At 67.0% G+C, this 22,149-nt stretch carries 23 protein-coding genes; 15 read left to right on the top strand and 8 right to left on the bottom strand.

All coding sequences use genetic code 11. The features are described 5' to 3' along the window. Positions 1-182: 182 nt before the first annotated feature. The 9 genes from paaA (at position 183) to paaK (ending at position 8,288) form a co-directional block, all read left to right on the top strand. Positions 183-1,139 (top strand): 1,2-phenylacetyl-CoA epoxidase subunit PaaA, encoded by a 957-nt coding sequence (gene paaA, locus CAL12_RS18685; protein WP_232464921.1) that lies wholly within the window; start codon positions 183-185, stop codon positions 1,137-1,139. 36 nt (positions 1,140-1,175) lie between these two features. Next, the gene (paaB, locus tag CAL12_RS18680; RefSeq protein WP_086065997.1) at positions 1,176-1,463 is read left to right on the top strand and encodes a 1,2-phenylacetyl-CoA epoxidase subunit PaaB; all 288 of its coding nucleotides are present in this window, start codon (positions 1,176-1,178) and stop codon (positions 1,461-1,463) included. 8 nt (positions 1,464-1,471) lie between these two features. Beyond that, positions 1,472-2,236, top strand: a complete 765-nt coding sequence (paaC, locus tag CAL12_RS18675) for a 1,2-phenylacetyl-CoA epoxidase subunit PaaC (protein WP_086065996.1) — start codon at positions 1,472-1,474, stop codon at positions 2,234-2,236. Beyond that, on the top strand, positions 2,230-2,748 hold the full coding sequence (gene paaD / locus CAL12_RS18670) for a 1,2-phenylacetyl-CoA epoxidase subunit PaaD (RefSeq protein ID WP_086065995.1): 519 nt from the start codon (positions 2,230-2,232) through the stop codon (positions 2,746-2,748). The genes paaC and paaD overlap by 7 nt, the downstream gene beginning before the upstream one ends. 13 nt (positions 2,749-2,761) lie before the next feature. Further along, positions 2,762-3,838, top strand: coding sequence for a 1,2-phenylacetyl-CoA epoxidase subunit PaaE (gene paaE / locus CAL12_RS18665; RefSeq protein WP_086065994.1), 1,077 nt, complete (start codon positions 2,762-2,764; stop codon positions 3,836-3,838). A 74-nt stretch (positions 3,839-3,912) separates the two neighbouring features. After that, a complete protein-coding gene (gene paaN, locus CAL12_RS18660) occupies positions 3,913-5,613 on the top strand; it encodes a phenylacetic acid degradation protein PaaN (protein WP_232464566.1) in 1,701 nt (566 codons plus the stop codon). A gap of 77 nt (positions 5,614-5,690) precedes the next feature. Next, a complete protein-coding gene (gene paaG / locus CAL12_RS18655; RefSeq protein ID WP_086065993.1) occupies positions 5,691-6,482 on the top strand; it encodes a 2-(1,2-epoxy-1,2-dihydrophenyl)acetyl-CoA isomerase PaaG in 792 nt (263 codons plus the stop codon). After that, positions 6,479-6,955 (top strand): hydroxyphenylacetyl-CoA thioesterase PaaI, encoded by a 477-nt coding sequence (paaI, locus tag CAL12_RS18650; protein WP_420042729.1) that lies wholly within the window; start codon positions 6,479-6,481, stop codon positions 6,953-6,955. Before paaG ends, paaI begins: the two co-directional genes overlap by 4 nt. Before the next feature lie 19 nt (positions 6,956-6,974). Further along, complete coding sequence (gene paaK / locus CAL12_RS18645; RefSeq protein ID WP_086067979.1) at positions 6,975-8,288, top strand: phenylacetate--CoA ligase PaaK; 1,314 nt, start codon at positions 6,975-6,977, stop codon at positions 8,286-8,288. 10 nt (positions 8,289-8,298) lie between these two features. Here paaK and CAL12_RS18640 read toward each other — a convergent pair whose 3' ends face one another. From CAL12_RS18640 to radC, 4 genes are all read right to left on the bottom strand, one after another. Beyond that, positions 8,299-9,699, bottom strand: coding sequence for an MATE family efflux transporter (locus CAL12_RS18640; RefSeq protein ID WP_086065991.1), 1,401 nt, complete (start codon positions 9,697-9,699; stop codon positions 8,299-8,301). Beyond that, entirely contained in the window at positions 9,696-11,429 is a 1,734-nt protein-coding gene (locus CAL12_RS18635) for an ArnT family glycosyltransferase (RefSeq protein ID WP_086065990.1), read from the bottom strand. Before CAL12_RS18635 ends, CAL12_RS18640 begins: the two co-directional genes overlap by 4 nt. A 125-nt stretch (positions 11,430-11,554) precedes the next feature. Further along, complete coding sequence (locus tag CAL12_RS18630; RefSeq protein ID WP_086065989.1) at positions 11,555-11,821, bottom strand: type B 50S ribosomal protein L31; 267 nt, start codon at positions 11,819-11,821, stop codon at positions 11,555-11,557. Positions 11,822-12,093: 272 nt separating this feature from the next. Beyond that, positions 12,094-12,774 carry a RadC family protein gene (gene radC, locus CAL12_RS18625; protein WP_086065988.1) on the bottom strand — a complete coding sequence of 227 codons (681 nt, stop codon included), beginning with the start codon at positions 12,772-12,774 and terminating at the stop codon, positions 12,094-12,096. A 73-nt stretch (positions 12,775-12,847) separates the two neighbouring features. On the opposite strand from radC, the gene CAL12_RS18620 reads away from it, so the two are divergent. Genes CAL12_RS18620 through maiA form a run of 3 tightly spaced genes read left to right on the top strand, consistent with a single transcriptional unit; the run spans position 12,848 to position 15,002 of the window. Then, positions 12,848-13,324: an FKBP-type peptidyl-prolyl cis-trans isomerase gene (locus tag CAL12_RS18620; RefSeq protein ID WP_086065987.1), complete on the top strand. Its 477-nt coding sequence runs from the start codon at positions 12,848-12,850 to the stop codon at positions 13,322-13,324. After that, positions 13,324-14,322, top strand: coding sequence for a 4-hydroxy-3-methylbut-2-enyl diphosphate reductase (ispH, locus tag CAL12_RS18615; protein ID WP_086065986.1), 999 nt, complete (start codon positions 13,324-13,326; stop codon positions 14,320-14,322). Before CAL12_RS18620 ends, ispH begins: the two co-directional genes overlap by 1 nt. A 35-nt stretch (positions 14,323-14,357) precedes the next feature. After that, on the top strand, positions 14,358-15,002 hold the full coding sequence (maiA, locus tag CAL12_RS18610; protein ID WP_086065985.1) for a maleylacetoacetate isomerase: 645 nt from the start codon (positions 14,358-14,360) through the stop codon (positions 15,000-15,002). A gap of 55 nt (positions 15,003-15,057) precedes the next feature. Here maiA and garD read toward each other — a convergent pair whose 3' ends face one another. After that, positions 15,058-16,629, bottom strand: a complete 1,572-nt coding sequence (gene garD / locus CAL12_RS18605; RefSeq protein WP_086065984.1) for a galactarate dehydratase — start codon at positions 16,627-16,629, stop codon at positions 15,058-15,060. Between the two features lie 190 nt (positions 16,630-16,819). Here garD and kdgD point away from each other — a divergent pair, with 190 nt between their 5' ends. After that, positions 16,820-17,734 carry a 5-dehydro-4-deoxyglucarate dehydratase gene (kdgD, locus tag CAL12_RS18600; RefSeq protein WP_086065983.1) on the top strand — a complete coding sequence of 305 codons (915 nt, stop codon included), beginning with the start codon at positions 16,820-16,822 and terminating at the stop codon, positions 17,732-17,734. Between the two features lie 9 nt (positions 17,735-17,743). On the opposite strand, the gene CAL12_RS18595 is transcribed toward kdgD, so the two are convergent. From CAL12_RS18595 to CAL12_RS18585, 3 genes are all read right to left on the bottom strand, one after another. Then, positions 17,744-18,616 (bottom strand): NAD(P)-dependent oxidoreductase, encoded by an 873-nt coding sequence (locus CAL12_RS18595; RefSeq protein ID WP_086065982.1) that lies wholly within the window; start codon positions 18,614-18,616, stop codon positions 17,744-17,746. 29 nt (positions 18,617-18,645) lie between these two features. After that, a complete protein-coding gene (locus CAL12_RS18590) occupies positions 18,646-19,398 on the bottom strand; it encodes a GntR family transcriptional regulator (RefSeq protein ID WP_086065981.1) in 753 nt (250 codons plus the stop codon). A 114-nt stretch (positions 19,399-19,512) separates the two neighbouring features. Continuing rightward, entirely contained in the window at positions 19,513-20,109 is a 597-nt protein-coding gene (locus CAL12_RS18585) for a diguanylate cyclase (RefSeq protein WP_086067978.1), read from the bottom strand. A 288-nt stretch (positions 20,110-20,397) separates the two neighbouring features. On the opposite strand from CAL12_RS18585, the gene CAL12_RS18580 reads away from it, so the two are divergent. Beyond that, positions 20,398-21,606, top strand: a complete 1,209-nt coding sequence (locus tag CAL12_RS18580; RefSeq protein WP_086065980.1) for a zinc-dependent alcohol dehydrogenase — start codon at positions 20,398-20,400, stop codon at positions 21,604-21,606. 32 nt (positions 21,607-21,638) lie between these two features. Then, positions 21,639-22,139, top strand: coding sequence for a hypothetical protein (locus CAL12_RS18575; RefSeq protein WP_086065979.1), 501 nt, complete (start codon positions 21,639-21,641; stop codon positions 22,137-22,139). Positions 22,140-22,149 lie beyond the last annotated feature (10 nt).

Genomic DNA, 22,149 nt, shown 5'->3' with positions numbered 1-22,149 from the left:
AGGCTATCGGGATGACGCGACATGATACATAAATCCAATGTGATACAGAAATGCGTTTGACAGACGAATTTCTGTATTAAATAATCGCCGTACAGCTTATCGGCATCAAGAACCGTTTGGCCTCCGCTCCGGCGGACGGCCCAGGCAGGAGACACATCATGGACGCGCACGCGCCTGAACCCATGGCGATCGCCGCCGGCGTCACCGACCCGGTGGAGGCCGCCTTCGAACAGCGCATCGACGCCGGCGTGCGCATCGAGGCGCGTGACGCCATGCCGGACGCCTACCGGCGCACCCTGGTCCGGCAGATTTCCCAGCATGCCCATTCCGAAATCGTCGGCATGCTGCCGGAAGGCAACTGGATCTCGCGCGCCCCGACGCTCATGCGCAAGGCCATCCTGCTGGCCAAGGTGCAGGACGAATGCGGGCATGGGCTGTATCTCTACAGCGCGGCTGAAACCCTGGGTACGTCGCGCGACGAAATGATCGCCGACCTGCACAGCGGCAAGGCCAAGTATTCGACCATCTTCAATTACCCCACGCTGACATGGGCCGACATCGGCATGATCGGCTGGCTGGTGGATGGCTCGGCCATCATCAACCAGATCCCGCTGTGCCGCTGTTCCTATGGTCCCTATGCCCGCGCCATGGTGCGGATATGCAAGGAGGAATCCTTCCACCAGCGCCAGGGCTACGACCTGCTGATCCAGATGTGCCTGCACGGCACGCCGGAGCAGAAGGCCATGTGCCAGGACGCCTTGAACCGCTGGTGGTGGCCCGCCTTGATGATGTTCGGTCCGCCGGACGCCGAATCGACCAATAGCGCGCGCTCGATGCGCTGGCGCATCAAGCTGTTTTCCAACGACGAGTTACGCCAGAAGATGGTGGACCAGACGGTGCCGCAGGCGGAATACCTGGGCTTGACTGTCCCCGATCCCGCCCTGCGCTGGAATGCGGAGCGCGGCCATTACGACTTCGGCGAAATCGATTGGGCCGAGTTCCGAGAGGTGCTGGACGGCCACGGGCCCTGCAATCGCGAACGCCTGCAGGCGCGCGTGCGCGCCCACGAAGAGGGCGCCTGGGTACGCGACGCCATGGTCGCCCACGCCGAAAAACAGCGCCAACGCAAGGCCGCCTGACGGCGCGCCGCCCTGCAACCCGAAGTGAGCACGCATATGGACGACAAGCACTGGCCTTTGTGGGAAGTCTTCATTCGCGGCCAGCACGGCTTGGCCCACAAGCACGTCGGCAGCCTGCACGCGCCGGACGCCGAAATGGCCCTGATGAACGCGCGCGACGTCTACACCCGCCGCAACGAGGGCACCAGCATCTGGGTGGTGCGGGCGACGGACATCGTGGCGAGCGATCCGGACGACAAGCAGGCCTTGTTCGATCCCGCGCGCGGCAAGGTCTACCGGCATCCGACCTTCTTTCCGATGCCTGACGAAGTCAAGCATATGTAGGCCACGCCATGGATCGCTGCCTGTTCGATTTCGCATTGCGCATGGGCGACACCACGTTGATACTGTCGCAGCGGCTGTCCGCCTGGTGCGGCCATGGTCCCATCCTGGAAGAGGACCTGGCCCTGACCAACACGGCGCTGGACCTGCTGGGCCAGGCGCGCCTGTGGCTGACGCTGGCCGGCGAGGCCGAAGGCGCCGGCCGCGACGAGGACCAGCTGGCCTATCTGCGAGACGCGCACGATTTCCGCAACGCGCTGCTGGTGGAGCGGCCCAACGGCGACTACGCCGACACCATGGCGCGCCAGTTCTTCTTCGATGCCTGGCATTACTTCCTGCTGGAGCGGCTGGTGAAATCCTCGGAGCCGCGCGTGGCCGCGATCGCCGAGAAATCGGTTAAGGAAGCGGCCTATCACGCGCGCCGTTCGGCCGATATCGTCGTGCGCCTGGGCGACGGCACCGATGAAAGCCATGAACGCATGCAGGCCGCGGTGGACCGCGTTTGGCCATACACCGGCGAACTCTTCGTCGACGACGATGTCGACGCGGAGGCGGCCCGCCGCGGCATCGCCTGTACCCTGGCGGAATTGCGCGCACCTTGGCTGGCCCAGGTGCAAGCGGTGCTGGAAGAAGCCACGCTCACCGTGCCGCGCGAGGATCTGGCCGGCCACCCGGCCTATCGCGGTGGACGCCAGGGCCGGCACAGCGAGGCCCTGGGGCCGCTGTTGGCGGAAATGCAGTTCCTGCAGCGCGCCTACCCGGGGGCCACATGGTAGCGACGGCAGACAGGATAGCGCTGGACCGTATCGCCCGTTGCCTGGACGCCGTGCGCGATCCGGAGATGCCGGCCGTGTCCATCATGGACCTGGGCATCGTGCGCGACATCGCCTGGGAAGGGCCGGACGAGGCGCCCGTCTGCGTCGTCACCATCACGCCCACCTATTCGGGCTGTCCGGCCATGCGTGAGATCACGCAGGATATCGAACGCGCCCTGCATGGGCAGGGCATTGCCGCCGTGGCGGTGCGCACGCGGCTGGCACCGGCCTGGACCACAGACTGGCTGACCGAGCGGGGGCGCCTGGCCTTGCTGGCCGAAGGCATCGCGCCGCCGGTGGAGCGCGCCATCGACGTCTCCGGCATCGCACGGCGCGCGGCGCCCGCCGTACCGTGTCCGCATTGCGGATCCGCCGACACGCGCATGCTCAGCGGCTTCGGCGCGACGTCCTGCCGCGCGCTGTACCGCTGCAACGCGTGCCGCGAACCATTCGATTATTTCAAGTCCCATTGAAGGCCCGGACGCCATGGCCAGTTCCTTCCATCCGCTCAAGGTCATCGACGTGGCGCGCGATACGCGCGACGCGGTGGTCCTGACCTTCGACCTGCCCGCGCCGCTGGCGCAGGACTTCGCATTCCGCCCCGGCCAGTACCTGACCCTGCGCACGCGGGTGGCCGGAGAAGAGCTGCGGCGCTCGTATTCGATCTGCTCCTCCCCGGGCGACGGTGCCTTGCGGGTGGCCATCAAGCGCGTGGATGACGGCGCATTTTCCAGTTGGGCGAACCGCGAGCTGCAAGCGGGAGCCGTGCTCGACGTGATGCCGCCCGACGGTGAATTCACGGTCGAGTTCGCGCCGCGGAACGCCCGGCACTACGTCGCGTTCGCGGTGGGCAGCGGGATCACGCCGGTGTATTCGCTGGTCAAGACCGCGCTGGCCACGGAGCCGGACAGCCGTTTCACCCTGTTCTATGGCAACCGCGCGTCATCGTCCGTGCTGTTTCGCGAGGCGCTGGAGGACCTGAAGAACACCTATATGGCGCGCTTCTCGCTATGCCACGTCATGAGCCGCGAAGCCCAGGACATCGAGCTGTTCAACGGCAGGCTCGACGGCGCCAAGGTGGAAAGCCTGCTGACCCAGTGGTTGCGCCTGCGCGACGTCGATTATGTTTTCCTGTGCGGGCCGCAAGCCATGGTGGAAGACGTCGTTCCCACGCTGCAGCGCCTGGGCTTTCCGCGCGAGCGCATCAAGTTCGAGTTGTTCGGCGCGCCGCGCGCGGCGCAGGGGCCGCGGTCGCGCGCGGCGGCTCCCGGGCAGGCGCAGTGCCGCGTCACCGTGATACAGGACGGCCACAGCCGCGGCTTCACCATCGACAAGAACCGCGACAGCGTGCTGGACGCCGCGTTGGCGCAGGGGATAGAGCTGCCTTATTCCTGCAAGGGCGGGGTCTGTTCCACCTGCCGCTGCAAGGTGGTGGAAGGCGAAGTCGATATGGATGCGAATTTTGCGCTGGAAGACTATGAAGTCGCCCGGGGCTTTGTATTGAGTTGCCAGAGTTATCCGGTCAGCGACACGCTGGTACTGGATTTCGACCAGGAAACCTGAGCGCGCCGGCTGAAGCCGGATCGGCCGCGCGCCATGGGGCGCCGCGCCGCTGGAAAATTATCGAGGAGACTACCGTGACCGCCGCTGCAACCCCGGATCTGAACGCCACCAGCACCACAGACTTTTTCGAACGCCACCGCGAGCTGCTCGACCGTGCCGTGCACGCCGCCGCGACCCGCGAATACTGGACGCCGTATCCGGAATCGCCCAGTCCACGCAATTATGGCGAGACCGCCGGCGATGCGGGCCGGCAGGCTTTCGAATCCCTGCGCGGCGCCGATTTCCCGCTGCGGGTCGCCGGCGCGGACCGCATGGCGGGCGGAGAGCGTTCGCCCTTCGGCTTCGACCTGCACATCAGCTATCCCCGCCTGAATCCCGAGCAACTGGTGGCGGCTTCCGGCCGTGCGCTGGAAACCTGGCGCCATGCCGGTCCGCGCGCCTGGGTGGGCGTGTCGCTGGAGATCCTGCAGCGCCTGAACCGCGCCAGCTTCGAGATCGCCCACGCGGTGCAGCACACGACGGGCCAGGGGTACATGATGGCCTTCCAGGCCGGTGGGCCGCATGCGCAGGACCGCGGCCTGGAAGCGGTGGCCTATGCCTGGCAGGAAATGTCGCGCATCCCGGAACAGGTGCTCTGGGAGAAGCCGCAGGGCAAGCAGGATCCGCTGCGCATGGAAAAGCATTTCACCCTCGTGCCGCGCGGCATCGCTCTGGTCATCGGCTGCTCCACCTTCCCGACCTGGAATGGCTACCCCGGCCTGTTCGCCAGCCTGGCGACCGGCAATACGGTCATCGTCAAGCCCCATCCCACGGCCATCCTGCCGCTGGCGATCACCGTGCGCATCGCGCGCGAAGTCCTGGCCGAGGCCGGCTTCGACCCGGACACGGTGCTGCTGGCGCCGCACGCGCTGGGCGACGATACCGCCCAGGTGCTGGCCACCCATCCGCGCGTGAAGATCGTCGATTTCACGGGCAGCAAGGCCAATGGCGAATGGCTGGAACAGCACGCCCGCCAGGCGCAGGTGTATACCGAGAAGTCCGGGATCAACACCGTCATCGTCGACTCGGTCGACGACCTGAAGTCCGTGGCGCGCAACCTGGCGTTTTCCTTGACGCTCTACAGCGGGCAGATGTGCACGGCGCCGCAGAATATCTTCGTGCCGCGCGACGGCATCCGCACGGCGCAGGGCCGCGCCAGCTTCGGCGAGGTCGCCGGCGCCATCGCCGACGCGTTGCAAGCCATGACGGCCGACCCGGCCAAGGCCGCCGACCTGCTGGGCGGGATCCAGAGCGACGCCACGATGGCGCGCATCGAAGAAGCGCTCGGCCTGGGCCTGCCCGTGCTGGCGCCCAGCCGCGCGATCGATCACCCGCAGTTCGCCGGGGCGCGCATCCGCACGCCCTTGCTGCTGCGCGCCGGCGTGCAGCATCCCGCCATCCAGCATGAATGGTTCGGTCCCATCGCCTTCGTGATAGAAACGGAGGACACCCGGCAAAGCATCGCGCTGGCGCGCGACAGCGCCATCGAGCACGGCGCGCTGACCATGTCGGCATACACGACCGACGCGGACACGGCCCGCGCGATACGCGATGCCTCGGAAGAGGGCGGCGTGGCCTTGTCGCTGAACCTGACCGGCGGCATCTTCGTCAACCAGTCGGCGAGCTTCAGTGATTTCCATGGCACCGGCGCGAATCCGGCGGCCAACGCGGCGCTGTGCGATAGCGCCTACGTGGCCAACCGCTTCCGCGTGGTGCAGGCGCGCTGGCATGTGTGAACGGGCGCGCGATCACGCGTCACGCGTCGCGCGACAATGAACGGACACCGCCGCGGACACACTCGCCAAGGAATACCATGACCTCGTACGAAGACATCCAATTCTCGCTGCAGGAAGGCATCGCGCGACTTACCCTGAACCGCCCGGACAAGCTCAACAGCTTCACTGCCCGCATGCATGGCGAAGTCGCGCATGCGCTGGACCAGGTGGAGCGCGGCAACGCCCGGGTCCTGCTGCTCACCGGTGCGGGCCGCGGCTTCTGCGCCGGCCAGGACTTGAGCGAACGCCGCGCCGCGCCGGGCGGGGCGCCGGTCGACCTGGGCGAGACCGTCGAAACCTATTACGCGCCGCTGGTCCGGCGCCTGCACGCCATGCCGCTGCCAGTGATCGTCGGCGTCAACGGCGTGGCGGCGGGGGCGGGCGCCAACCTGGCGCTCGCCGGCGATATCGTGATCGCCCGGGAGTCCGCCAGCTTCATCGAGGCCTTCTGCCGGCTGGGCCTGATTCCAGATACCGGCGGCACCTATGTGTTGCCGCGGCTGGTGGGACGCGCGCGCGCCCTGGGCATGGCCTTGCTGGGAGACCGCATCAGCGCGCGCCAGGCGGAGCAGTGGGGCATGATCTGGCAATGCGTCGCCGACGACGCCTTCGACGAGACCCTGGAGCGCCTGGTCCGTCATTTCGCCAGCGCGCCGACCAAGGGGCTGGCCTATACGAAGCAGGCGCTGCATGCCAGCCTGGACAACACCCTGGATGAACAGCTGGCGCTGGAAGTGCGGATGATGCGCGAGCTGGGCCGCAGCGAGGACTACGCCGAAGGCGTCGCGGCCTTCCTCGACAAGCGCGAGCCGCGCTTCAAGGGACGATGATGAAGGACACGCATCCCGAGGCGCCGGCGGCTGCCGCCGATCCACAGGCCCTGGCCGTCGCCGTCGCCGACGCCATGTACGCCGCCGACGCGGCAACGCGGGCGCTGGGCATGCGCCTGGACGCGGTCGGCCCCGGCCACGCCACGCTGACCATGCCGGTGCGCGGCGACATGTTGAATGGCCATCGCACCTGCCATGGCGGCTTCATCTTTTCCCTGGCCGACAGCGCATTCGCCTTCGCCTGCAATTCGCGCAACGTCAGCACGGTGGCGTCCGGCTGCACCATCGATTTCCTGGCGCCCGCGCGCGAAGGCGACGTGCTGACCGCCCATGCCCAGGAACGCTCGCTGGCGGGCCGCACGGGCGTCTACGACGTTGCCGTCAGCAAGCAGGACGGCCAGGCGGTTGCGCTGTTTCGCGGCCGCTCATACCGCATCAAGGGGCAGATCGTCGACGATCCGTCGTGCATATAAAACAGATAATGGAGACAACATCATGGCCACGCTCAGCAAGCCGGGACTCGATCCCATCGAACACGCCAGCCGCGACGAGATCCAGGCCCTGCAGCTGCGGCGCCTGCGGTGGACGCTGGCGCACGCCTACGCCAACGTGCCGCATTACCGCCAGGCTTTCGACGCGGCGGGAGTGCATCCCGACGACATGAAAGAGCTGGCCGACCTGGCCCGGTTTCCCTTCACGACCAAGCAGCATCTGCGCGACAACTATCCTTTCGGCATGTTCGCGGTGCCGCGCGACCAGATCGCGCGGGTGCATGCGTCCAGCGGCACGACGGGCAAGCCGACCGTGGTGGGTTACACGCGCGAAGACCTGGACAACTGGGCCAACCTGGTGGCGCGCTCCATCCGCGCGTCCGGCGGACGGCCGGGCGACGTGGTGCATGTGGCGTACGGCTATGGCCTGTTTACCGGCGGCCTGGGCGCCCACTACGGCGCCGAGCGCCTGGGCTGCACGGTCATCCCCATGTCCGGCGGCCAGACGGAAAAGCAGGTACAGCTGATCCAGGACTTCAAGCCGGACATCATCATGGTCACGCCTTCCTATTTCTGCTGCGTACTGGAAGAAATGGAGCGGCAGGGCCTGGATCCGCGGGCGTCCTCGCTGCGGATCGGCATTTTCGGCGCCGAGCCATGGACGGGCCGGTTGCGCGAAGAGATCGAGGTTCGCGCCGGCATCGACGCCGTGGACATCTATGGCTTGTCCGAAGTGATGGGGCCCGGCGTGGCGAACGAATGCGTGGAGACCAAGGACGGCCCGGTGATCTGGGAAGACCATTTCTATCCGGAAATCGTCGACCCCGATACCGGCCTGCCCGTGGCCGATGGCGAACCGGGCGAACTGGTGTTCACGTCGCTGACCAAGCAGGCCATGCCCGTCATCCGCTACCGCACCCGGGACCTGACGCGCCTGCTGCCGCCCACGGCGCGCAGCATGCGGCGCATGGGCAAGATCACCGGCCGCAGCGACGATATGCTGATCGTGCGCGGCGTCAACCTGTTCCCCACGCAAGTCGAAGAACTGGTCCTGAAGACCGGCAGCCTGGCATCGCATTACCAGCTCGTGCTGACGCGCAGCGGCGCCATGGACGAGCTGGAAATCCTCGCTGAGCCCCGGCCCGAGCTGGAAGGCATGGCGGATGGTGAAAGGGCCGAGCTGGCTCGGCAGCTGGCGCATGCCGTCAAGGCTCACATCGGCGTCAGCGCCGCGGTGCGCGTGCTGGAATGCGGACAAGTGGAACGGACCCTGACCGGCAAGGCGCGCCGGGTGATCGACAAGCGGCCCAGGTAGCGGGAGCTTGTCAGTCCAGGGTGCGGCGCACGATGCGCCGATACCATACATGCAGCAGGATGGCGGACAGGCCCAGCCCGAAAATCGCCATCAGCCACATGGTGCCGGCGCCCACCGGCGAACCCGGCAGCAGCAGCGTGCGCAGGCCGTCCAGGTCGCCGCGTGCCGGCCCGAAGCCGAACAGCCAGCCTCCGCCCAGCCCGAACAGCCCGAGCGCCGCGATCTGCAGCACCAGCGGCACCACCGCCACCTTGTAGGCGCGCAGCAGGTACGAGTTGATGCACTGCATGGCATCGCAAAGATGGAACAGCGGGATCACCTGGAGCAGTGTGGCCGCCACGGCCGCGACCTCCAGGTTGTCCGTGTAGGCGCGCAGGATCAGCGGCTTGCCGGTCCAGAGGATGACGGCCGTCAAGGCGGCGCCCGCCAGTCCCAGCGCCAGGCCCGCCATGCCGGTCCGATGGGCGAGGCGAGGCTGCCCGGCGCCGATCGCCTGGGCGGTCAGCGACGCGCTGGCCACGCCGATCGCCATGGGCATCATGTAGCACAGCGCGGCCAGGTTGGACATGATCTGATGCCCGCCGATCACGAAGGTGCCTTCGCGCGCCACCAGCAGGGCCATGAAGGTAAAGGCGCAGACCTCCACCAGGTACGAGCCGCCCATGGGCAGTCCCAGGCGCAGCAATTCCTTCTGCGCCGCCCAGGCCGGCCGGCCGATGCGCAGCTGGAAACGCTTGTAGAAGCGGTCGCGGCTGACGATCCACAGGCCCCCGCCCAGGCTCATCCACGAGACGACGGCGGACGCCAGGCCGGCGCCGGTGGCGCCCATCGCCGGCAGGCCCAGCTTGCCGTAGATGAACACCCAGTTGAACAAGGCCTTGAACACGATGGCGGCCAGGTTGATGCCCATGACCAGTTTCGGCCGCGACACCGCGGTGCCCAAGGCGTAGATGGTGCGGAACACCAGCGATGCGGGCAGCGCCAGGGTCAGTGCCTGCAGATAGCTGGCCACGCGCGCGCGCACGTCGGGCGCGACGTCGCCCGACATCGATAGCCAAACGTCGGGAAACAGCATCAGCGCGCCACCCACCACGGACAGGCCGATGGCCAGCCACACGCCCTGGCCCCACATGACGCCGACTTCCCGCATGCGTCCCGCGCCGTATTCCTGCGCCAGGATGGGAATCAAGGCATGGATGACGCCCATCAGCCCGACGAAGACGGTGATGTAGACCGAGGCCGACAGCGACATGGCCGCCAGGTCGTCCGGGCTGGCGTGGCCCGTCATGGCGGTATCCAGCACGCCGAAGGCGATGCCGGCCCATTGGCTGATCAGTACCGGCCAAGCCTGGCGCGCGATGGCGCGCACGGCGGCGCCGAAAGGCGCTTCGGTAGGCAGCGTATGGGTCATCGCTGGGTGGGCGGGACGCGCAGCAGGCGGAATACCTCGGTGCGGTCGGACAGGCGTCCGCCTTGCCACAGCACGTCGGCCCCGTCGCTGTAGGCGGCGGTGCCGTCGCGCAGGCTGCTGCGCGACGTCTGTTGCAGCACGAGCGTGCAGCGGTTGTCGTAGGGGAAATTCAGGTCGTCGAAGACCAGGAACGATGCCCGCTGGCCATTGCCCAGGCCCAGGCCGCGTACGCATTCGCCGGGGCGCATGTTGCGCGCCAGTGCCTCGGCCAGCTCGCCGGACACCTTGCGGTAGCTGCGTGCGTAGTCGACGGGCGGCTGCCACAGCAGCACCAGCAGGATCCAGGTGGCGGCCAGGCCGGCGGCCGACATGACCGTGCCGCGCCACAAGGCGGTCGGCCGCACGCGCAGGCGCCACGCCACCAGCAAGATCCAGCCCACGCTTACCGCCAGCGCCAACGCGACCGCGATCCAGGATATCTCGGGCACGTAGCCGGTGGTCTGGCGCTGGATGTTGCGGGCGATCTTGGCCGGAAAGCCGAAGTTCAGGGCCACCCATCCCAGCCATACCGTGGCGGCGGTCAGGGAAAAGCACATCACCGCGAACCAGTCCAGGGTATTGATCACCGCGCGGCGCAGCGTCGGCAGCGAAAACGCCGCCAGCACCGCGCAGGGAATGACCAGCAAAGTGAACTCGGCTTCAGAGGGTTCGTCGGTGAAGACGATCATGATCAGCGGGCACACCAGCAGGGCCAGCGGCAGCCAGACGTGCGGCGCGTAGCGCCATGCGCGCCAACGCCACAAAGCCAGCAGCGCCAAGGGCCAGGTCGGCCACAGGTACCAGGGCAGGTCGCGCAGCGTGCGCAGCAGGTCGCCCAGTTCCGGCAACGCGTAGTTGTCGATATTCCACAGCTTCCAGTTGCGGATCCAGTATTCGCTGACCAGCGTGGCGGGTATCCACCATGCCAGCATGATCGCCGCGCACAGGGCGGCGGCCAGCAGCAGCCAGCGGCGCCGGGCCCACAGTATGCTTTTGGGGTGGAAGGCCACCAGCGCGCCCAGCATGATGGGCAGCGCGCCGACCCAGCCGCGCACCAGGAAACTGGCGGCCAGCGCCACGCCTAGGCTGACCGCGCCCAGGCGCGGCCGATCGAGCATGCGTGCCAGGGAATAGAAGGCAAACGCCTGCGTCGCCATGATCGCGGGAATTTCCGAGGTTTCATGGACGCGCTGAAGGATGCCGACCGTGGCCAGCAGCAACAGCAGGGCGGCGTCCGCCAGCATGCGGCCGTAGTCGCGCACGGTGGGTTCTCCGCCGAAGGGCAGGGCCAGCGGTTGGGCTTCGGGGCGCCTACCCAGCAGATAGGTGCCGTACCACAGCGATGCGGTGGTGATGAAAAACCACAAAAGGTTGGGCAGGCGTCCCGCCGTGATGTCGCCGATGGCCGGACCGAACAGCCACATCGACGCGGCGCCCACCCAGGTGATGAGCGGGCCTTCTTCCGCATGGGCCAGATGGCCGACCTGCGGCAGCAGCCAGGTGTGTCCGCCGTCGCGCAGGGCCGTCAGCATTGTCGCCAGGCCCACCACGTCGTCGGTCTTCCATGGATCCCGCATGAACAGGCCGAATACGATGTAGGCGATCGCCAGCCCCAGCAGTACCAGCCGGGGCAGTTTGACGGTCGCCGGCGCGGTCAGCCGGGCAGGTGTGGTGCGGGATAAGGGGGACACGGAGCGTAATGTACCGGATAGATGGCCGTGGTTCTGTCTCGGGATGTATGGCGAGTCGAAAAGCGGCGGCAAAAAAAAGCAGCCCGCAGGCTGCTTTTTCGTACGCGCCGAACGGTCCGAACGGATCAGCCGGCGGTCTTGGCGGCGCCGGTGGTGCGGGCGAAACGGGCGCGGAATTTTTCAACGCGGCCGGTTTCGACGATGCGGGTCTGCGCGCCGGTATAGAAGGGGTGCGACTTGGACGACACGTCGCACTTGAACAGCGGGTAGGTCTTGCCGTCCAGGTCAATGGTTTCGCGGGTCGTGACGGTGGAACCGATGACGAACTTGTCGCCGGTCTGGACGTCCATGAATACCACTTCGCGGTATTCGGGATGGGTATTCTGCTTCATGGCTATTTCCTGAGAGTGCGGGTCGCCGGTGGGTGTGATCAAGGGCTGTGACCGAGATCAGCGATCTTGGCCTTGGTCCTGGGTCTTGGCCCTTGGTCCTGGGTCTTGGCCCTTGGTCCTGGGTCTTGGCCCTTGGTCCTTGGTCCTTGGTCCTTGGCCTAGTCTTGGTCGGGATCGGTCCCGAGCATCCACCACGTATCCAGAGAGAACTCGGCATTCTAGCCCGGATTCCGCCAAATCCGCAAGAAGTGGGCGCCGCGCCGCCCTGGGCGTTACATCCGTCCCTGTTCGGCCATCGACAGCGCGGCGCCGCCGGCGACGATCAGGTGATCCAGCAGGCGTACGTCGACCAGTGCCAGCGCCTGCCGGAGATGGCGGGTCAGGCGTTCGTCGGCATCGCTGGGCACCGCCAGTCCGGAGGGATGGTTGTGCGCCAGTATCAGCGCCGCCGCGTGGTGCCGCAGCGCGTCCCGCACGACCTCGCGCGGGTAGACCGAGGCATGAGCCAGGGTGCCGCGCGCCACCTCGCCGGTCGCGATCAGGCGCAGGCGGTTGTCCAGATACAGGGCGATGCAATGCTCGACTTCATGGTGCCCGAGCATCGCCACGCAGTATTGCTTGACACGCCCGGGCTGATCCAGCGCGCAGCTTTCCGTAAGCTCTTCGTGCATGGCACGGCGCGCCAGCTCCAGCACGCTCTGCAATTGGCAGGCCTTGGCCAGCCCCAGGCCGCGGATACGCACCAGGGCGTCGGCGCTTGCCCCGAGCAGGCCGCGCAGGCCGTCGAAATGGGCGAGGATTTCATGCGCCAGCGCGACCACCGGCCGGCCCGGCGTGCCGGTGCGCAGGACGACCGACAGCAGTTCGGCGTCGGTCAACACGGCGGCGCCGTGGCGCAGCAGGCGTTCGCGAGGGCGTTCGGCGTCGGGGACGGACGGCTTGGAAGCAGGCATGGATGGGCTCCTGGCGGGCGGGCTGGCGCGCTAAGACTAAAATGGCGGATTCACCCCATTACGGTGGCATATCTTGAGCACCGCTACGCCCAGCACGAACGTTTTTGTCCGTCCGGATTCCTACCTGACCCTGCATTACCGCATCGTCCTTGCCTCCGGGCCGGGCGAAGGTTCGGTCTTCGCGGATACCTTTACCGGCCGCCCGGCCACGTTGCAGCTGGGCATGGGCCAGTGGGCGCCCGGCATGGAAGCCGCGCTGCTGGACCAGCCCGAAGGCAGCGAGTTCAGCGTGACCCTGCCGCCCACGCAGGCCTACGGCGACCGCAATCCCGAACTGATCCAGCGCGTCAGCCGCGCCATGCTGGCCGAACACGCCGGCGCCGACGCCGCCTTCGAGCCGGGCGACCTGGTCGAATTCCAGGCGCCCAATGGCGGTCGCTACTCGGGTGTGCTGAAGTCGCTGGACGATGACGGCGCGCTGTTCGATTTCAATCACCCGCTGGCGGGCACCGCCCTGCGGGTGGATGTCCAGATCCTGGGAGTCCTGTGATGAGCGGCACCGTCGATACCGTCACCGCGCCGGGGGCCGAGGTTCTGCTGGCGCAGCCGCGCGGCTTCTGTGCCGGCGTCGATCGTGCCATCGACATCGTCGAGCGGGCGCTGGAACTGCATGGTGCGCCAATCTACGTGCGGCATGAGATCGTCCATAACCGCTACGTGGTCGAAGACCTGCGGCGCAAGGGCGCCGTCTTCATCGACGAGCTCGACGATGCGCCTCCCGGCGCAATCGTGGTGTTCTCGGCGCACGGCGTATCCAAAGCCATACGGGCCGAGGCCGAGCGGCGCGGCCTGCAGGTTTTCGATGCCACGTGCCCGCTCGTCACCAAGGTGCACGTCGAGGTCGCCCGCATGCGGGCCGCGGGACGCGAGATCATCATGATCGGCCACAAGGGCCATCCTGAAGTCGAAGGCACGCTGGGCCAGTCGCGCGACGGCATGTACCTGGTCGAAACGGTCGAAGACGTGCAGGCCTTGCGCGTGACCGACCCCGAACAGCTGGCCTTCGTCACGCAGACCACCTTGTCTGTGGACGACGCGGCGGCCGTGGCCGCGGCGCTCAAGGCGCGCTTCCCCGCCATCGTCGAACCGCGCAAGAGCGATATCTGCTACGCGACGCAGAACCGCCAGGATGCCGTCAAGGTGCTGGCGCCGGAGTGCGATCTGGTGCTGGTGGTGGGTAGTCCCAACAGCTCGAATTCCAATCGCCTGCGTGAAGTCGCGGAACGCAAGGGCGTCACCGCGTATCTGGTCGACGGCGCCGAAGGCATCGATCCGGCCTGGCTGCGGGGGCGCGAGCGCATCGGCATCACCGCCGGGGCGTCGGCGCCGGAAGTGCTGGTGCGCCAGGTGATCGACCGGGTAAGGGAATTGGGCGCGGTGTCGGTCAGGACCATGCCGGGGCTGGAAGAGAACGTCGCCTTCCCGTTGCCCAAGGGCCTGTCCCGCAAGACCGCCGACGCGGTTCCGCCGTCGCGGCCGGCAGGTTGAACGAGCCCGCACGAACATCGACGCCAGGAGTCCGCATGCAGCTATACAGCTACTTCCGCAGTTCGGCCGCCTATCGCGTGCGCATCGCGCTGAACCTGAAGGGATTGCCGTATGAATACGTTCCGGTGCATCTGGTCAAGGATGGCGGGCAGCAGCTCAAGCCGGAATACACGCGGCTGAATCCGCAGGCGCTGGTGCCGACGCTGGTCGATGGCGACGCCGTGCTGACGCAATCGATGGCCATCATCGAATACCTGGATGAAACCCATCCCCAGCCGCCGCTGCTGCCGGACACGCCCATCGCCCGCGCCCGGGTGCGCGCGCTGGCCCAGGGCATCGCCTGCGACATCCATCCGCTGAACAATCTGCGCGTGCTGCGTTATCTCAAGCGCGAACTCGATCTGCCGGACCAGGCGCGCGACACCTGGTATCGGCATTGGGTGGAAAGCGGCCTGCTGGCGCTGGAGCGCATGTTGGCGGATTCGCCGGACACCGGTGCTTTCTGCCATGGCGATGCGCCCACGCTGGCCGATGCCTGCCTGGTGCCGCAGGTCTACAACGCGCGCCGGCTGGATTGCGACCTTTCCGCCATGCCCACCATCGTGCGCATCGACGCCGCCTGCCTGGCCCTGCCGGCGTTCGCGCAAGCCGCGCCAGACGCGCAACCGGACGCAGCCTAGGCCCGCTGGTTTCAGGGCACCGGCCGGCCCTGGCGCCGGCGTCGGCCCGCCCGCTTCAGGTCACCGGCGCCGGATTGAACAAGGCCAGCGCATTATGCAGCCGCAGCGCTTCCGCGCGGCTTTTCTTGCGGCCGCTGGCCACGTCCAGCATGGTGTTGAAGAGTTCCCAGCCGATGTCGGCAATCGTCGCCTCGCCGGTCGCGATGCGGCCGGCGTTCACGTCCATCAGGTCGTGCCAGCGCCGCGCCAGGTCGTTGCGCGTGGCCACCTTGATGACCGGTACCTCGGCCAGCCCGTAAGGCGTGCCGCGTCCCGTCGTGAACACGTGCAGGTTCATGCCCGCCGCCAGCTGCAGCGTGCCGCAGATGAAGTCGCTGGCGGGCGTGGCCGTGTACACCAGGCCGCGGGTCGCCAGCTTTTCGCCTGGCGCCAGTACGCCGGAAATCGCCGAACGTCCGGACTTCGCGATCGATCCCATGGCTTTCTCGACGATGTTCGACAGCCCGCCTTTCTTGTTGCCAGGGGATGTGTTGGCGCTGCGATCCGCATTGCCGCGCGCGAGGTAGGCGTCGTACCAGGCCATTTCGCGTATCAGGGCTTGCGCCACTTCTGGCGTGGCGGCGCGCGCCGTCAACTGCGCGATGCCGTCGCGCACTTCGGTATTTTCCGAGAACATGACGGTGGCACCGGCGCGTACCAGCAGGTCGCTGGCATAGCCCACGGCCGGATTCGCCGTGATGCCGGAAAACGCATCGCTGCCGCCGCATTGCACCCCCACCACCAGGTCCGACACCGGGCATACGACCCGGCGGCGCGCATCCAGTATCGCCAGGTGGCGCTCGGCGGTGTCCATGATGGATGTCACCATGGATTCGAAGCCGACGTGGGCGTCATCCTGCAGCGTGACGGTATCGACGCGGTTGCCGCCGCCCGCGATCGGAATGCTGCCCGGCGGCATCAGCCGGTCGGGCTGCAGCTTTTCACAGCCCAGGCTGACCATCATCGCGGTACCGCCGAAATTCGGGTTGAGGGCGATATTGCGCAGCGTGCGGATCGGAATGATGGCGTCGGGCGCGTCGATGGCCACGCCGCAGCCGTAGGTGTGCTCCAGCCCGACCACGTCATCCACGTTCGGATAGCGCGGCAGCAACTCGGCGCGTATGCGCCGCACGGCGTGCTCGACCACGCCGGAGACGCACTGCACGGTGGTGGTGATGGCCAGGATATTGCGTGTGCCGACGGAGCCATCGGCATTGCGATATCCCATGAAGGTGTAGCCTTCCAGCGGCTCGGGCGCGGGCGGCACGCGGGTGGAGATGGGCAGCGCGTCCAGCGCGGGCGGGGCGGGCAGGGTGGTGACGCGTTCGTTCACCCAGCTGCCGCGGGGCAGGGCCCGCGACGCGTAGCCGATGATCACGCCATAGCGGACGATGGCGTCGCCTTCGCCCAGGTCGCGCAGCGCGACCTTATGGCCTTGCGGCACCGCTTCGCGCAGGACCAGGCCATCGCTGAAGGCGCTGCCCGCCGGCAGGCCACCGTCATTGACCACGATGGCGACGTTGTCGTCGTCATGGATGCGGATGTAAAGAGGCGCGAGGGAGTCTGGGGAAACGCGTAGTTCGGACATGGCGGTTCGGGAGCAGTCATGCGGGGCGCATGTTTGTCATCGTACAACGAGGTGGGCAAACTTGTCAGCCAAGTGACGGCGCCCAGCGAATGTGTGAGTGGGCATGTACACGATTGCCGCCAGGCCCTTGGTGTTGTACGATAACGTATAACTATCAACCGCCCCGCCAACTGTCCCGGTACGCGCACCCATGACCACGCCGCTAGAACTCAAGCAAATCATCTCGCAGGGCCTGCTGTCGTTTCCCATCACGGATTTCGACGAGCAGGGCGATTTCCGCCCCAAGACCTATATCGAACGCCTGGAATGGCTGGCGCCCTACGGCGCCAGCGCGCTGTTCGCGGCGGGTGGCACGGGCGAATACTTTTCGCTGGCGCCGGCGGAGTACGCCGACGTCATCCGGACCGCGGTCGAGACCTGCGCGGGCAAGGTTCCCATCCTGGCCGGGGCCGGCGGCCCCACGCGTACCGCGATCGCCTATGCACAGGAAGCCGAACGCCTGGGGGCCAAGGGCATCCTGCTGATGCCGCATTACCTGACCGAAGCCAGCGCCGACGGCATCGCCGCGCACGTGGAGCAGGTCTGCAAGTCCTTGAAGATAGGGGTGATCGTCTACAACCGCGCGAATTCGCGGCTCGGACCGGACCACCTGCGGCGCGTCGCCGATCGCTGCCCCAACCTGATCGGCTTCAAGGACGGCGTGGGCGATATCGAAAACATGGTGCGCGTGCGCCGTGCCATGGGCGACCGTTTCGCCTATCTGGGCGGCCTGCCCACCGCCGAGGTCTACGCCGCGGCCTACAAGGCCCTGGGCGTGCCGGTGTATTCGTCGGCCGTGTTCAACTTCATTCCCAGGACGGCGATGCAGTTCTATCGCGCCATCGCCAGCGACGACCACGCCACCGTCGGCAAGCTGCTGGACGAATTCTTCCTGCCGTACCTGGAAATCCGCAACCGCCGCGCGGGCTATGCGGTAAGTATCGTCAAGGCCGGCGCCCGCCTGGTCGGCCGGGATGCCGGCCCCGTGCGCGCGCCACTGACCGATCTGAACGAAGAGGAAAGCGGCGCGCTGGATGCCCTGATCAGGAAACTGGGCGCACAGTAAGGCGCGCGCTCACCGCTTGATGCGGTTCAGCGCCACCTGCCCCAGTACCGCGAGGTCATGGTCGCCCAAGCCCTGGTCGACGGCCTCGCGCATGCTGGCGGCCACGACCTCGGACAGCGGCAGGGCGGCGCCCGCTTCGCGCGCGGCCTCCTGCGCCAGCAGCACGTCTTTCAGGCCCAGGCGGGCGCGGAAGCTGGCGGGTTCATAGCTGCCCTTGGTCATCAGGGCGCCATAGCCGGTATGCAACGGCCCGGGCAGGATGGTGCTGGTCAGCAGGTCCACCACCGTGCCTGTCTCTATGCCGTACGCCTTGGCCAGCGCGGTGCCTTCCGCCAGCGCTTCCACCGCGCTGGTCAGGATGAAGTTCACCGTCAGCTTCAGGGCGTTGGCCTTGTAGGGCGCCTCGCCCAGCATGACCGTCTTGTGTCCGACCAGGCCGAACAGGGGTTCGGCGATACGTACCGCATCCGGCTCGCCCGCGACCAGCAGGGTGAGTTTGGCGGCGGCCGCGGCGTCGGGGCGTCCCATTACCGGCGCGGCGACGTAGCCCACGCCTTGCGCGGCATGGGCATCGGCCAGCCGCCGCGCGGCAGGGATCGAGATGGTGGCCATGTTGACGTGCACCGATCCCTTGCGCATGCGCGACAGCGCGCCGCCGTCCAGGAACACCTGGGCGACTGCCTGGTCGTCGGCCAGCATGCTGAAGACGACATCGGCCTCGCAGGCCTGCGATGGATCGTCGGCGATGCGCGCACCCAATTCGCGCAGGGGCGCCGCGGCTTGCGGCGATCTGTTCCACACAGTCAGGGCGTGGCCGCCCTTGATCAGGTTGGCCGCGATCGCGCGGCCCATATTGCCCAAACCGATAAATCCGATATCCATGACGATGTCCCAGGCAGGCGTGCCGCCGGTCAGGCGCCGCCCGTGTACTCCTGGCCCAGGTATTCGTAGGCTTCGGTATTCACATGGGAAACACGCCATTCCACCGGCTGGCGGTGATAGGAATAGGCCACGCGGCGGATCTGCAGCAGGGGTTCGCCTTCCGGCACGCCCAGCCAGGGCGCGTGCGTGGCGCTGGCGCGGCAGGTGCGCAGGCGTTCGTCGGTTGCGATGACGTTCACGCCGAACATGTCCTGGTACAGACTATACAAGGTGCTCGGGCGTTCGCGCAGGTGGCGTTCGGTCATCCCGGGAAAAAGGTTTTCCGGCAGGCTGACTTCATCTACCATCACGACCTCGCCGTGCAGCGACAGCACGTTGTTGAACTCGAAGACGTGGCTGCCCGACGGCAGGCCCAGCTTTTCGCGGGCCAGGGCGGAAGCCCGGGTGCGGCGGAAGCGCATCAGCTCGGTCGTGGGATAGGATTTCTCGCCATCCTGCCGCACGATGCGGAAGAACTTGAAGAAGTGCGAATTGCGCGTGTGCACGGCGACATAGGTGCCGCGGCCCTGGTGCCGGATCAGGATATTCTCGGCCGCCAGTTCGTCCACGGCCTTGCGCAGCGTTCCTATGGACACGCCGAACCGTTCGGCCAGCACTTTTTCGGGCGGGATGGCTTCGCCCTGTTTCCATTCTCCATGGGCCAGGGCGCCCAGGATGGCCTGCTTGATCTGCTCGTAAAGAGGACTGCCCAGCGGTACGGCCGACGACGGCGGATGATTCATATTGCTTCCAGGATGATCGCGCGGGATTACAGGCCCGCGCGCGGGCCAAAACCCTCTGGTCGGCATTATATATATGATTTATATGAATACATTCCAGGGCGCCGCCTGGGCGAATTATCCGTTGCCGCGAGGCCACGCGTTGGAAGGCGGACCCATGCCCGACCTGCGTGCCTTCAGCCCGCGCAGCAGTTCTTCCACGTAGGGCAGGAATTCCAGCACGATCGCGGCCAGCAGGACAAAGGCCACGTAGGCCGTGGGCAGCGCCCGCGCTTTCAGGCGCAATTCCCAGCGGGCCGGTTCCTGCCCCAGCCCGAACAGCGCCAGGAACTGCGGCCAGTGCAGGACGGCGACCAGCATACCCGCGGCCAAGGGCAGCAATTCCAGGAAGCTATGCACGTGCTGTTCGAACGGGCCGACGCGGCGCCGGCTGGCGGCATAGCTCACGTCCCATAGCGCGGTGGCTTCGTGCGCGATGAATGCCACGATCATCACCAGGAATACCAGCGCATTGATTTCCAGGAACAGGCAGGCCAGCAAAGGGATGCCGATCTCCGCGAACATCAGCAGGTGCAGCAGCGATTCTTTCGGGCCGGCCGTACGCGCGATGTGGGTCCGCCGATGGCATAGGTAGTCGGCGGTGCCCGCGGCTATCCACAGCGGCATGATGAAGTACATGAGGATGCGCAGCGCCGCCTCCGCGGGGTCGTGCATATTCGTGTCCATGGCATTCCCGGTGGAGATTGGTGTTCGGTGCCCAAGCGTGCAAGGCTTACCGCCGACGTACCCGAGCCGAAGCGCTGGCGCCAGTCCGGTTCAGCACATCTTCGGTTCAGCACATCTTGTGCCGCGCATGCCGCTTGCTGCATCCCTGCAAGTCCATTTACGGGTGCTCAGCAGCGCGCCGTGGCGCGCGCCATGCGCGTATCGCGCGGATGTCACACACCCGCGCCAGATGCCGATCCTCGGCCCGGCCGCCATCCCGTTTCGAAGGAGTTCCACATGAAAGCTGTCGTGTTCCATGCCATCGGCGACATTCGCCTGGAAGACGTGCCCGATCCCCAGCTGCGCGAAGAGACCGACGCCATTGTGCGTATCGTGGCCAGCGCGATCTGCGGCACCGACCTGCATTTCATCCGCGGCACCATGGAAGGCGTGAAGCCCGGGACGATACTCGGGCATGAGGGCGTGGGCGTGGTCGAGCAACTCGGCCCGGGCGTGCGCAATCTGCAGGTCGGCGACCGCGTCGTCATTCCGTCCACCATCGCATGCGGCTACTGTTCATACTGCCGCGCCGGTTATTACGCCCAATGCGACAACGCGAATCCGCACGGCAAGTCAGCGGGTACGGCGTTCTATGGCGGTCCCGACCAGGCCGGGGGCTTCAACGGCCTGCAGGCCGAGAAGGCCCGTATTCCCTATGCGCACGTGAACCTGGTCAAGCTGCCGGACGAGATCGATAACGACCAGGCGATCATGATTTCCGACATCTTCCCGACGGGCTACTTCGGCGCCGACCTGGCCGACATCGAGCCTGGACGCACGGTCGCGGTCTTCGGCTGCGGTCCGGTCGGTCAGTTCGCCATCGCGTCGGCCAAGCTGATGCACGCGGGCCGCATATTCGCCATCGATGCCGTGCCGGACCGGCTGGCGATGGCGCGGGCGCAGGGTGCCGAGACCATCGATTTCAATGCGGAAGATCCGGTCGAGACCATCAAGCGCCTGACCGGCGGCATCGGCGTCGATCGGGCCATCGATGCCGTTGGCGTGGATGCGGTACATGCGCACGAAGGACCGGCGTCGCAGCCTGAACAGAATGCGGCGATGGAAGCCCAGTCGCGGGAGATCGCGCCACATGCGCATCCGCACGACGGCAACTGGGTGCCCGGGGACGCGCCGGCGCAGGCCCTGAACTGGGCGGTCCAGGCGCTGGCCAAGGCCGGCACTTTGGCCATCATCGGGGTCTATCCACCGAACGACAACATCTTTCCCATCGGCATGGCGATGAACAAGAACCTGACGATCCGGATGGGCAACTGCAATCATCGCAAATACGTCCCTGTCCTGATCGAACTGGTGCGCTCGGGCCGCATCGATCCCTCGGCGATCCTGACCAAGCGTGAGCCGCTGTCGTCCGTGCTGGACGCATACAAGGCTTTCGATACGCGGCAGCCGGGCTGGATGAAGGTCGAACTGGCGCCCGTGGCCTGAAAACTTGGGACGCACGCATCGAGGAGAGCGATATGACGGTACGCATGGTGATGGGCCGCGCCCACGGCGGCGCGGGCAGGGGGCGAGGCCCCGCCGCAGGCTGGATCTGCGGCCTCGCGCTGGTGGGCGCGGCGGTTTGCGCCGCGCAGGCGCATGAAACGCCTCGATTGGTCGCACAGGCCACGCAGGGTTCCAGCGCGCAGACGGGTGGTTCGGGAGGTGGGCAGTTCAAGCATCCCGAGTCCGGCGCGACCAACCCCGCGGGTTCGAGCGCCGCGGGTCCGGGTGACGGCCAAGGGCAAGGCCGTGACGCGACCTCCACGTCAAAATCGCGTTCCGGCGCTGGCCAATCAGGCGGCAACGCCAACGATATGCAGGGGCATCACGGCAACGACACCCAGCCGCGCGGCAGCGGCACACAGGATTCCTCGGTCAAGGGGACCGTCGGCAACAGCGAGAGCGCCAAAGGCAGCGCGGCAAACAGCGACAAGGGGCCAGGCCATCGCGGCGCCGATACCCGGCCCGGCCATTGATCCGACACCG

Origin of the sequence: Bordetella genomosp. 8 (assembly GCF_002119685.1) — a bacterium.
GTDB lineage: Bacteria > Pseudomonadota > Gammaproteobacteria > Burkholderiales > Burkholderiaceae_B > Bordetella_C.
The sequence above is the reverse complement of the archived record's forward strand: the minus strand, read 5'-3'. Positions and strand labels throughout refer to the sequence as shown.